This is a genomic window from Pseudomonas sp. GW821-FHT11D10 (assembly GCF_058808435.1).
This window is the reverse complement of the sequence record NZ_JBXARR010000007.1, coordinates 1-12,912: the sequence shown is the minus strand read 5'-3', so window position 1 is coordinate 12,912 and position 12,912 is coordinate 1. Positions and strand designations below refer to the sequence as shown.

Below are 12,912 nucleotides of genomic sequence, written 5' to 3'. Positions count from 1 at the left end.
GATGAGGCGTGTGTCACGAATTGGTTGTCGGACTGTTTTTGGAGTATAGATGTGCAAACTTCTAATAAGAACGCACATATAAGCCCGTCCATCATGCAAAAAAACATCACCTCTCTAGGCTCGCTGAACTGGGACGACCTCAAGTTTTTCCTCGAAGTCGCCCGCACCCGCAAGGCCAGCACGGCGGCCAAGCGCCTGGCGGTGGACTACACCACCGTGTCGCGGCGCATCAGTTCACTGGAAGCGGCGCTCGGCACTTTGCTGTTCGAAAAATCGCGCACCAGCGGTTTCGTGCTGACTGCCGAGGGTCAGCGCCTGCTGAGTTACGCCGAGTCGATCGAAAGCACGCTGCACATGGCCTGCGAGCAGGTGTCCGGCTCCGGCGTCGCACTGTCCGGGCATGTGCGCATGGGTTGCACCGAAGGTTTCGGCAGCTTTTTCATCACCCCACAACTGAGCCACTTCGTCGACGCCTACCCGGCGATCTCGGTGGACATCCTGCCGCTGCCGCACTTCATCAGCCTGTCCAAACGCGAGGCCGACATCGTCATCGCCCTCGAACGCCCGGAACACGGACCGTACGTGTGCTGCAAACTCTGCGACTACCGCTTGCAGCTCTACGCAACCCAGGAATATCTCGACAAACACCCGCCGATCCGCCGCCCCGCCGACCTGGGCAAGCATCAATTCATCAGTTATGTGGATGATCTGGCGTTCAGCTCGGAGCTGCTGTATCTGGCGAACGTGTTGCCCGGCGCCAGCGCCAATTTGCGCAGTACCAGCGTGATCGCGCAGTTCGTGGCGGCGCAGCAGGGGCGCTCATTGGCGATTCTGCCGTGCTTCCTCGCGGCACAGGATCCGCGCCTGCTGCCGGTGTTGCCGGAGGAAATCGACATCACCCGGCAGTTCTGGATGTACTGCCGGGAGGATCTTCGGAAGTTGAAACGGATCACCCTGTTGTGGGATTACATCCGTGCGGTGACCGAGCGCAATCAGGGTCTGTTGATGGGTGAGACCCGCGAGATGCAGTTCGCCGATTAATCGGCGCTGACCACGATCGACACCCGGCGATTTTCGGTGCGGCCGGCGGCGGTATCGTTGGAGGCGACCGGTTCGCGGCTGCCGAGGCCTTGCAGCTGGATGTTCTCTTCCTTCATGCCGACCGACGTCAGCACTTTGCCGACGCTTTTCGCGCGACGCAGTGACAGCTGCTGGTTGTAGGTTTCCTTGCCCGAGGCGTCGGTGTGGCCATCGACCCGCACGCGCTCGATGCCGACACCCAGCAACGCTTTGCCGATACGCTCGACGATTTCGGTACTTTGCTTGTTCAGGCTTTCGACATCGCTGCCAAACAGCACTTTGCCCGACAGGCCGAACTCCCAGCCGTCATCGGTCAGCTCGAAGCCTTGCTGCTTGAGGACTGCGACCTGGGCTGGCGTCAGGCCTTTTTGCGGGGCGGTCTGGCAACCGGTCAGGGCCAGCATGGCCGTCAGCAACAGGGTGGAAAACAGGCGAAAGGAAAGTGAGAACACGGGCATCAGCTCCTGGTTTGAACGGGATCGACCGGGTGCTCCGACCCGGCCGTGAATTGGGCGCCGCGCGACAAACGCTTGGCTTGGTACATCGCGGCATCCGCCGCATCGAGCAAGGTGCCGGGCGTGGCGCCATGATCGGGGTAAACGGCGATGCCGATACTGAGCGAAGTCACGACACTGCTGTCGCCGGGCAGTGCAATCGGGATGTCCATGCTGGCGAGGATCTTGTCGGCAATGCGCTCGGCGTCTTCGGTCTTGTGCAAAGGCGTCAGCAGAACGGCAAATTCATCACCACCCAGACGCGCCACCAGATCTTCCTCACGCAACTGCGCCCGCACCCGGTTGGCTACCGCCACCAGCACTGCGTCGCCGGCGGCATGACCGAAGCTGTCGTTGATATCCTTGAAGCGGTCGCTGTCGAGAAACAGCACCGCCACGCGCTCGTTCAGTTTGTGGGCGCTGCGTAGCGCACGGATCAGGCGACCCTCGAAAAAGGCCCGGTTTGGCAATCCGGTGAGACTGTCGTGACTGGCCTGGTGGGCGAGGGTTTCGTTCTCGCTTTTCAAGTGGGTTTGCCAGTCTTCGAGTTCATCGAGCAGAGCATTGAAGTCGTTACCCAGATTGTCGAGCTCGGCAATTTTCGCCCGGGGCACGCGTCGATCCAGTGCACGTTCGCTGCGCGCGGCGTGAGCCACTGCCGCCAGACTGTGCAGCGGGCCGATGATCCTGCGCAACTGGCGACGCGCCAGATAGAGCGCGACCCAGGCGCTGATCGCCGTGCAGAGAATGATCCCCGCCAGACCGCTCAGCAGAAAGCGCATCAGGCTGCCGCCGTGACCGATCAGCAAAATGCGCCCGATCTCGCGATCCTGATGGAGGATCGGCAGGCTGATGGGTTTTTCCAGAATGACCCGCGCGACCTGCATCTCCAGTTCGGAAAACAGGCCGTTCTCCGGGCGCTGCCAGCGCGCGAGCAACTGGCCCTGAGTGTCCAGCACCTGGGCATCCGCCACTTCTTCGGTCGATGCGATCAACGCCAGCGCTTCGGTCGCGGCGGCCTTGTCGTTGAACACCACGGCGGCTTCCACGGTGTAACTGATCGAGCGGGCGATCAAGTGCAGGTTGTGATCGGCATAGACCCGCAGCGCCAGCACCCCAAGCAGCGTCAGCGACACACTGGCCATTGCCACGGCGACCAGCGCCACAATCAGATTGCCACGACCAATGACCGAGCCCAGTGACGGGCGCCCTGTGGATTTGTCGCGTCTCATGGCACCGCCGGTTTGCGGCGCGACAACTGCAGCACGCTGGGATGAATGCGCACGCCGCTGCGGGCGACGGAGTCGAGATTGACCTCGAACGACACTTGCTCATCGCCGACCCGCAGGCAGAACAGGCTGCCGACCGTGCATTGATCGCCGCCTTCGCTGATGCTCAGCACCGGATGGCCGATCAGGGATGCGAACAGCCGGCTGCGTTCGTCGGTCGTAAGCTTGCCGATGTAGACCGCGTCGCACTCGCTGACGATGGCCGGGTTGTCGGCCAACAGTCGACGCACGATGACCGGACGCCCCGTGGCCTGGGTCGTGCCCTTGACCAGGTCGTCGGTGTATTCGGTCGGGCCGACGATGCACAGGCGCAATTGCGCAGGCTCTACCGGCCAGCGCGCGTAACTGAGGATACCGAGGACAACCTGGGTGACGGATTTGGCCCGCTGCTCGGCCATGCCCACCGGGGTTTGAGTCTGGGCAGCGGCCACACCCGTGAACAAACAGAGCACACCGGCAAGCAACGCCTGCTTGCAGCCAACTACGCGCTCTGTCGCCCAGACAGCCACCTTCATGCAGGGATTCTCTTGGATCGTTACTAAATGATGCCGCAACGATAGCACAGCGTTGGAACGCCAGCGATACAGCGACCTCTGACCGGTCGGTCAATTACCGGCGGCAATCGAAGGCACCTTCATCCTTTATGCGGCGCCCCTTCTTCCAGTTCCAGCATCAGTCCACTCAGGCGCTTCACCTTGCGCTGCACCGCTTCTTCAAACACGCCGCTCCGAGGCTCAATCAAGGTGAACCAGTCCTTGGCCCGGGTAATTCCGGTGTAGATCAGCTCCTTGGTCAACACGGGATTCAGGGCGTCCGGCAGGATCAGCGCGGTATGAGCAAACTCCGAGCCCTGCGACTTGTGCACAGTCATCGCATAGACGGTCTCGACATCGTTGAGCCGGCTAGGCAGCACGAAACGCACCCCGCCGCGCCCGTCGTTACGCGGAAACGCCACTCGCAACACCGACTTACCGGCGTCCGGGCCATCGCGCTCGGGCAATTTCAGGGCGATACCGATGTCACCGTTCATCAGCCCCAGACCGTAGTCATTTCGGGTCATCAGCACCGGCCGGCCTTCGTACCATTGCTGATCGCTTTCGATCAGACGCGCCTTGAGCAACGCGTCGGTGATGCGCTGGTTCAGCCCCTCGACACCCCACGGCCCTTTGCGCACTGCGCACAACAACTGGAAGGTATCGAAGGCCCGCAGGACGTCACGCGCCCAGTCGACCCAGCCTGGATGTTCGAGCGGCGTTCCGCTCACCGGACGTCGATCGCGCAAGACGCTCAGATAGTGTCGATAACCGTGAGGGCCTTCGCCGTGTCCATCGAGCACCAGGTTCTCAAGTTTCCGGTCGTGCTCGTTCTGAAGCGGCAACGAAAACACATCGCCATGAGTTTTGGCTTCCAGCAACTGGCGAGCCTCAACCGGGAGTTGCTGATTCACCCGTCGCGCCAGTTGACCGATGCCGCTGCCCTCGCCGAAACGCCGCGAGTGACGCAACATCACCACTTGCTGGGCCAACGGATGCGCGCCGTCAGAGCCTTCGTGCAAGCCGCTGTCCTGCAGGGATTCGCCGCTCACCTGTTCCAGCCACTGGCGGGTCTGCGGACTGTACCAACCGGCCTCGGCATCGCGACACAAATCCCCCAGCACCGCCCCCGCCTCCACGGAGGCCAGTTGATCCTTGTCGCCCAGCAACACCAATCGGGCATGAGGCGGCAAGGCATCGAGCAGATTGGCCATCATTTCCAGGTCGATCATGGACGCTTCATCGACCACCAGTACGTCCAGGGGCAGACGGTTACCGGCATGGTGACGAAAGTGCCGAGTGCCGGGACGGCTGCCGAGCAGGCGGTGCACCGTGGTCACCTCGGTCGGTATTTTTTCCCGGACGCTGTCAGCGACCTTCAGCGATTGCACCTGCTGACTGATGGACTCGGTCAGCCGCGCCGCCGCTTTACCGGTAGGCGCCGCGAGCCGAATGCGTAATGGTTGATGCGCCTCGACCGCAGGTGCCTGGAGCAACGCCAGCAAACGGACCACCGTCGTCGTCTTGCCGGTACCCGGGCCACCCGTGATGATGCTGAAGGCACTTCGGGTGGCCAGGGCGCAGGCGAGTTTCTGCCAGTCGATGACATCCGCACGCTGCGCCGGATCGAACAGTGCGTCCAGCCGCCGAGCAAGATCGGGTGGTGTCTCTTCCTGCTCCGCGAGCCGCTGACGCAATGCGCTGTCGATACGCCGCTCATAGGCCCAATAGCGCCGCAAGTACAAGCGCTTGCCGGACAACACCAGCGGGCGTTCCTGCGCCGACGCACCTTCGTCGGCGGCCAGTGCCACCAGCGAACTGCCGGCCAGCACCTTGCACCAATGCGCTCCGTCGAGGGTTTCGAGCAGTTGCGAAGGCAGCAGCAACACGCCGGGTTGCGCATCCCCCTCCGGCGGCAGGGACAGTGCAAAATCCGGTGCCTTGAGGGTTTCGAACAGATCCAGGCAGACATGACCATGGCCGAGCTGGTGACTGGTCAATGCGGCGGCTAGCAACACCAGTGGATCGACATCGGGTACCAACTCATGAAGAAAGGCCACGAATGCCTTGTCCAGTGCCCGCAACCAGCCACGCTCGACCCATTGGGTCAGCAACAGCAACAGATCATCGGCACGGGTCAGGGGCGTCAGTTGCGCGAGGCTTTCGGCGGTCAGCGGCGTTGGCAGCAGGTCGGCGAATGTCCGGTTCATAGCAGTACTCCCTGTTCCCACGCGGGCTCGGCCTTGGGTTGCGGTTTGCCCTGGAACATGAGGTCCAGACGCTCGATCAGTTCCCTTGGTGGTCGCGCGAAGTAAACGCCACCGCCAGGGGCCCGTGTCCCGCGCAGGAACAGATACAACGCGCCGCCGATATGCCGGTCGTAGTCGTAATCGGTAAGCCGCGCCTTGAGCTGACGATGCAGTGCCAACAGATACAGCACGTATTGCAGGTCGTAACGGTTGTCGAGAATCGACTGTTCCATGGCCCGTTCGGTGTACGCAGCGTCATCGACACCCAGCCAGTTGGATTTGTAATCGGCCACATAGTAACGACCCTCATGCTCGAACGTCAGGTCGATAAAGCCTTTGAACATGCCATTGAGCTGCACCGCTTCGGCGCCGACCCGGGCCACACCGTTGTGGGTGAAATGACGCACCTGTTCGTCGAGCTTGAGCACGTCGACTTTGTGGCTGGCAAACCAGAACTCCATCTCTACCCGATACTGCTTCAATTGCTCAAGCACCACTGGCGGTTGGTCGAGCCCTGCGGGCAGTGGCAGTTTGAGCAAGTGTTGCAACCAGTCGCCGAGGGTGGTGATCCAGCCTTCCCAGCCCCGCCGATTGCAACGCCGGGCAATCGCATCGTCCAGCGACTCGCGGGTAACCGCGAACCCTTCCTCCCCTGCCCACTCCAGCAAACCGTGAAGAAACGTTCCTGGATTCGGTCCGCGAGGGAAGCGGTGAATATCAGCCCCGCCGGCGATGATCTCGCGCGGAGCTTCAGGATCGAGGCGTTCGTCGTCAAACAGCTTTTGCGCCTGCGGACTGTCGGGAGCTTCGTCATTGCCAACGCTCAGCACGTCACTGATGCGCAAGGCGCTGTACGACGCGATCCACCAGTTTTCGCTGGCCCTGCGACTCGGCAAAAGGGTGGCACGTAGTGTGGCCTCATTACGCGGAGGCTGATACTCCTCGCTGGTGGCCTCCGGCATTTCAATAACGCTCAGCGCCGAACAATCCTGTTGCAGATCGTCCAGCCAGCGGGCCAATCCGCTGGACTCGTTCAACGTTGCGCCGCCTCCCAACAGATAGCCCAGTGCAGAAAGATGCAGCACCGAGCTGCTGTGATTGCCGCGCTTGAGATCCGTCACCCCGAGCCAGCACGCATGTTGTGCACGGGTCAGCGCGACGTAGAGCAAGCGGAGATCTTCCGCCAGGCGCTCGTTGTCCGCCAGGGCGATCAGGTCGGCGTCGGGCTTCAGACTGATACGGGCCTTGCCGGACTCATCGTGGTAATGCAGCGGCAATCGACTGCCATCCACAGGTTTGGCCGAGCAGATGAAAGGCAGGAACACCAACGGGTATTCAAGGCCCTTGGACTTGTGAATGGTCACGACCTTGACCAGTTGTTCGTCGCTCTCAAGACGCAGGATCTGCTCTTCACCTGCCTGCCCGGACAGCGCCAGGTGCTCGGCAAGATGACGGATCAGTGCCTGCTCGCCATCGAGTTCCGACGCGGCCTGTTGCAACAACTCCGACAGGTGCAACAGGTTGGTCAGCACCCGCTCGCCATCACTGCGGGCGATGAGCATCTGCGGCAGTTGAAAGTCGTGCAGCAGGCGCCGCAACATCGGCAGCACCCCTTGCTTGCGCCAGAGCTCACGATAACCACGAAACTGCATGACCCGGGTTTCCCACACCAGCTCGTCCTGATTCAGACGCTCCAGCTCAGCCAGCGGCAGGTTCAGTGTGATGCACGCCAGCGCCGCTTTGAGGGAGCGTTCGACATCCGGCTCGGCGCACGCCTTGAGCCACGACAGCAGATCATGGGCTTCCTGAGCGGCAAAGACCGAGTCCTTGTCCGACAGATAAACGCTGCGGACTCCGCGCGCTGCGAGCTCACCGCGTACCGCCTGCGCCTCTTTACCATCGCGCACCAGGATCGCAATGTCCGCTGGCCGCAGCCCACGCCAATCCTTGCCCTCCTGCGCAAACCCGGCACGACCGGTTTGCCCGCCATTGAGCAGAGTCGTGATCTCACTGGCGCAGGCCGCCGCCAACTGCTGGCGATAAACCGCCCCGGACAGTGGTTTGTCGGTGGATAGATGCCAGATGTTCAGCGCTGGCACATCCAGCCCGGATACCTGCAAATGTTCTTTACGACCCTGAGCCTCCACAGGCTGGAACGGCACCGGGTTATCGCCGCTTTTCTCTCGGAACAGAAATGCTCCGCGCCCTTGCTCACGGGACTCGGCACGTTCGAATACATGGTTGACCGCACTGACCATCCCGTGACTGGAACGGAAGTTCGTACCCAGGGTATGCAGTCGCCCGGTTGTGGCCTGGCGGGCTCGCAGATAGGTGTAGATGTCCGCGCCACGGAAGGCATAGATCGCCTGCTTCGGATCGCCAATCAGGAACAGCCCGGTCTCGGGGTTATTCTCTTCAATGCGATAGATGCTTTCGAAGATCCGGTACTGCACCGGGTCCGTGTCCTGGAACTCATCGATCAGGGCGACAGGGAACTGCTCGCGAATGAGCGTGGCGAGCCGCTCCCCACCGTCGGATTGCAAGGCCGAGTCCAGACGCAACAGCATGTCGTCGAAACCCATTTCGGCTCGACGGCGCTTCTCGTCTTCAAAGCGGGCACCGACCCATTTGGCAGCATGCTGCAGCACGGCTGCATCGGGCGTCGGCAAATTGTCGAGGCTCGACTTGAGCACAGGCATGGCATCCAGGCCCGGGTGGCTCGGCGGCTCGCCTTTCCAGGCTTCAGCCATGCCATCGGGTGTTAATCGGGCGAACCCGGTGCCGATATCCAGTTGTTCGAGCGCCTCATCCTCGGCCCATGCCTTGAGCTTTTCGAACCAGGGTTCGAAATAACGGGCCTGCATCTTGCGCCCGTCCACGGTTTTGTTGACGACGCCCTGATGGCAGATGGCGAGTAACTCATCAGCCCACTGCCGCCATGGGCCCTTCAATTCCACCAATGCCGCACGGCGTTCCTGCAGGCATTCTTCGATCAGCTCGGATGGCGTCTTTTCTGAATCCCCTTCGCGCTCGGTGCCAAACAGCCCACGCACACGCGGCAACAGGGCCGCCGGCCCTCCCCAATGGCTGCGAACCCAGTTCAAGGCATCCCCCTGCATCGGATAGCAGAACAGCCGCCAATAATCGCGCAGCACTTCGCCGAGCAAGTCGCTGTGATCGGTTTCCAGAGTCTGGGTAAACAGACTGCCGCTGTCGAACGCATGCTCGCGCAGCATTCGCTGACACCAACTGTGGATCGTCGAAACCGCGGCTTCGTCCATCCATTGCGCGGCGATATCCAGGCGGTTGGCACAACCGGGCCATTGTTGCGGATCGAACTCTGCACGCAGTTCATCGATCAACGCATCGGGGGGCGGTGTCTCGTCACGGAAGAAACGGGCGGCCTCGGCCAGACGTGTGCGTATACGTTCGCGCAGCTCTTTGGTGGCCGCGTCGGTGAAGGTCACCACGAGAATCTGCGGGGGCAACAGCTCTCGACCGAAACCACTCGCCTCGCCTCCATGGCCAAGGATCAACCGCAGATACAACGCCGAAATGGTAAACGTCTTGCCAGTGCCCGCACTGGCTTCGATCAGCTGGCTGCCCTTTAACGGGAATGCCAGGGCGAGTGGCGGCTGGTTACTCATGCGCCGGCCTCCTCGTGGGTCCATGAGCGCCACGGTGCCTCAAGCAGAGGGCGATACAGTGCATCACACCAACCGGAGAAGGTTTCATCCGCCTGCAGTGCATCGAAGTCGGCGAATTGTCGGGACAGAGCCGGGCTTTCTCGCCGCTCGCCTTCGCTGGTCTGACCATCGCCCTCATAGGCTTTACGGGCAGCTGCTTCAGCCTTGACCGGATCGGTCTGGGCCAGCCATGCAAAAGCCGTTTTCACCGCGACCGGAAGTGGCTGGCGCATGCCCGTCTGCCAGGCGAGCAGCAGATCCTCGAGAATTCGGCCCGCCCGGGCCTGTTCCAGAGGTTCAAGCAGGAGCGTGTCATCACTGGCCACCAGTGCTGTCGTCAGGGAAAGTCCACTGGCACACGCGACAAGATGGCTGACCCAAGGCTTGGTCATGCGATGCCATTTACGGCTCTTGATCGAGCCAATGCTGTTGGGGATTGTTGTGACCGACAGTACGCCACCATCGGCGCGCCGGTGCAAACCGCCCAGCCATCCTTCAAGGCGCAGTTCCTGCCATTCAAAATTGATCGGTAGGGCGTTGGTCAGGGGTGTTGGCCATAACGCCAACAGCTGTTGATATCGTTGCAACAAGTCTGGCAAAGGCTCGATCAGCTCTCGTTGAAGGCATTCACCGAACCCGGCCATGGGCAACAGTCCGCTGTTCTGCAGGCGTCGGGCTTGAGATGCGAGCGCCTGATCAACATTGTCCGGGTGTCTCAAGGCTGCCCCGAGCAAGCTGTCGCTGAGCATGTATCGCTGCAATGCATCCAGCACAAATGGCTCCTCGTCAGCCTGAGGTACCTGCGCCGCTTCGAAGTAAACCTTGAGTCGCTGAGTGAAAAAGTGTCGGACCGGATTGCGCAGGAAGTCCTGCAGCAGCTCCAGACTCAACGGCTCCTCCTGAACATGGGAGGCAAGCATTGTTGCGACGTCGTTCTGTTCGTGAGGTTGATGCAGCACCTGCCATTCGCTGGCATAGCTGAACAGTTTGTCCTCCTCATGGAAGTAGCGCGAACTGAATGGCTGCAACGGATGCTCCTGAGTCATGGCAATCAGGAGATCCTCGTGGTCTTCGGACGATCGCCATCCATTGGCGAGATGATCGCGTAACTGGCCGATCAACACAGAGGCTGGCCGCTCGCTGTTGTCGCGAATGCTGCGGCCCACCCAACTGATGTAAAGCTGGTGACGGGCGGACAAGAGCGCTTCGAGCAGAAGATAGCGATCATCCTCGCGACGTGAGCGATCTCCCGGTCGGTAGTCGCTGCCCATGAGATCGAAGTCCAGCGGTGGTTGAGCGCGTGGATAATCACCATCGTTCATGCCCAACAGGCAAACCAGCCTGAACGGGATCGCGCGCATCGGCATCAACGTGCAAAAGTTCACGGCTCCCGCCAGGAAGCGCTGCGACAGACGCCCCTGATCCAGCCCCGCCAGCCAGGCCTCACGGACGACGGTCAGTGGCAGCTCGTCCAGCAGACCGACGGCTTCACAGGTTTCCAGCCAGGTTTCGCGCAACTCCTCGAGTTGAGCCAGCAGATAGTCGTCATGCTCATCTTCGGGCTTGAAAAACAGCTGCATCAACGCCTGAAGCCGATGTCCCCATTCCTGCGGTTGCGCGGGTTTCATCAGTTGCTGATGCGAGAGTTCCAGTGCATCCAGCAACGCTACCAAAGGGCCGATCAACGCGGCATCGAGACCACCGATTTCATCGTAGGGTTCGATATTCCCACAGGTTCCGGAACTGCCGACGGCATAGCCGAGCAGCATCCGGCGCAGGCCGAAGCGCCAACTGTTTTGCTCCAGCTCATCGGGCAATCCCAGCTCGGCCCGTTGCCCGGCATCGATGCCCCAACGCACGCCGGCACCTTCGATCCAGCGATGCAGGGTCGGCAAGTCTCGCTCCTGCACACCAAATCTTGCGCGTAACGCAGGAACGTCGAGCAGGTCGAGAATTTCACTGACGGGGAAACGGCTGTCCGGCAGCTTCAGCAGATGCTCGACAGCGATCAGTAATGGATCCCGTCCGCGCTGGCCCTGATCGGCCATGGTGAAAGGAATGAAGCGTGGATCCTGACGATCCAGCTGCCCAAATACGGCGCGGATATGCGGCGCATAACTATCGATGTCAGGCACCATCACGATTACGTCGCGAGGGCGTAATTGGGGATTGGCACTGAAACGGGCCAGGAGCTGGTCGTGAAGAATCTCCACTTCGCGCTGGGCGCTATGGGCTATGTGAAAGCGGATCGAATCGTCTTGAGTCAGATCGACTGCCGGCCAGAGCGCTCGAGTCTCGCTGAGCGGCCGCAGCTCCAGAATGTCGTCCTGTAACTGATTGAGCATGTTCTTCGGCTGGTTTTCGCTGAACAGATCGATACGTCCGTTGCGAAATGCTGCGCGATAGCTGTCCGGCTCGTCGTAGCTGTCGAGAAGGTTGATGTAATCGCGACCTTGCTTGCCCCACGCTGCGAGAAGGGGGTGAGCATGTTGGTGGAGCGATTCAGAATCCAGCACCACGGGCATGCCGTTTTTTCGGGCTTGCCGCTTGTACTGATGGCGCAAGAGATCCTTGTCGGCAACGATATCGGCCCAGTGATAACGACAGGGGTTATGGACGCACAACAAAACCTGGCTGAAACGGGAAAGCCCGGCCAATGCCTCCAGAACCTGTGCGGGCAGAGAGGAAATTCCGAAAACGATCACTCGCTGGGGAAGTCCGGTCGGTGCGCGTTCAAGACTGTTGATGCGCTCCATGAACCGCTGGTGCACGCCCGCCCGACTTTGAGCCATGCCTTGCTCGCCCACATCGTCCAGCAGAGCGCGCCACAATTCTGCCTGCCAGCAACTGGTCGGTGAGAGCGGCTTCGCTTCACCTCTTACATTGCGGAGTTGATGATGCCCCTCTGCCCAGTCCTCAAGCCAATCAGCGCGGTAAACTTGGTATTGGTCGAAGAGGTCTGCCAGACGTTCGGACAACTGGTAGCGTTTGCGTAGATCGGTGTCATGGGTGAGGAAGCGTTGTAGCGGTTCGAAATGCGGTCGGGTGATGACCTGTGGCAGCAGGCGCATCAGGCGCCAGGTCAAAGGTGCCTTATCGAGCAGCGACTTTGCCGGAATCTCCTCTCGTCCCAGCACCATCCGGTAAAGCTGCCACATAAAGCTGCCCGGCAGTTGCACATCAATAGCGGCGGCGATACCACAGCCGCCGGAGTCGTCCTCTTCAGAGTCCTCAGCCAGTGCCAGCTTGAGCCATTGAGCGATGCCGTTGCTCTGTACGAGCGCGATTTCATTCTCCAGGGGAGCCAGTGGATAGCGCCGCATGATGCTGATCACAAGGCTGCGCAGTTCATCCAGGCTGTTGCTCTGAACGACCATGAATGCAGCGTTGAGGGACTGGGTGTCCGGCATGAAGGCTTCCTTGGGAAAGTACAAAAGCTAGGGCTGAACCTTAGCATTGTCGGCAGGCGACGACAGCCGCAAGGCGGCTGAGAATGCTGTAAGAACTTTCCTGCGGGCAAAACAAAACCCCAACTGCTTTCGCAATTGGGGTTTCGGAATTTAATCTTGACGATGACCTAC

Annotated in this window: 7 protein-coding genes; 1 reads left to right on the top strand and 6 read right to left on the bottom strand. The window is 60.8% G+C overall.

Annotation, left to right across the window (positions count from 1 at the left end; genetic code table 11):
- Positions 1–93: 93 nt before the first annotated feature.
- Positions 94–1,041, top strand: a complete 948-nt coding sequence (locus AC1RT4_RS20295; protein ID WP_493087405.1) for a LysR family transcriptional regulator — start codon at positions 94–96, stop codon at positions 1,039–1,041.
- Here AC1RT4_RS20295 and yfiB read toward each other — a convergent pair.
- From yfiB to recC, 6 genes are all read right to left on the bottom strand, one after another.
- The gene (gene yfiB / locus AC1RT4_RS20290; protein WP_170929403.1) at positions 1,038–1,538 is read right to left on the bottom strand and encodes an outer membrane lipoprotein YfiB; all 501 of its coding nucleotides are present in this window, start codon (positions 1,536–1,538) and stop codon (positions 1,038–1,040) included. The genes AC1RT4_RS20295 and yfiB overlap by 4 nt on opposite strands.
- Entirely contained in the window at positions 1,538–2,806 is a 1,269-nt protein-coding gene (gene dgcN, locus AC1RT4_RS20285) for a diguanylate cyclase DgcN/YfiN (protein ID WP_273902674.1), read from the bottom strand. Before dgcN ends, yfiB begins: the two co-directional genes overlap by 1 nt.
- Positions 2,803–3,378: a regulatory sequestration protein YfiR gene (gene yfiR, locus AC1RT4_RS20280; protein ID WP_493087402.1), complete on the bottom strand. Its 576-nt coding sequence runs from the start codon at positions 3,376–3,378 to the stop codon at positions 2,803–2,805. Before yfiR ends, dgcN begins: the two co-directional genes overlap by 4 nt.
- A gap of 119 nt (positions 3,379–3,497) precedes the next feature.
- Complete coding sequence (gene recD, locus AC1RT4_RS20275) at positions 3,498–5,606, bottom strand: exodeoxyribonuclease V subunit alpha (RefSeq protein ID WP_493087400.1); 2,109 nt, start codon at positions 5,604–5,606, stop codon at positions 3,498–3,500.
- On the bottom strand, positions 5,603–9,292 hold the full coding sequence (gene recB, locus AC1RT4_RS20270) for an exodeoxyribonuclease V subunit beta (protein WP_493087398.1): 3,690 nt from the start codon (positions 9,290–9,292) through the stop codon (positions 5,603–5,605). Before recB ends, recD begins: the two co-directional genes overlap by 4 nt.
- A complete protein-coding gene (gene recC / locus AC1RT4_RS20265) occupies positions 9,289–12,741 on the bottom strand; it encodes an exodeoxyribonuclease V subunit gamma (RefSeq protein WP_493087396.1) in 3,453 nt (1,150 codons plus the stop codon). The genes recB and recC overlap by 4 nt, the downstream gene beginning before the upstream one ends.
- Positions 12,742–12,912: the final 171 nt, after the last annotated feature.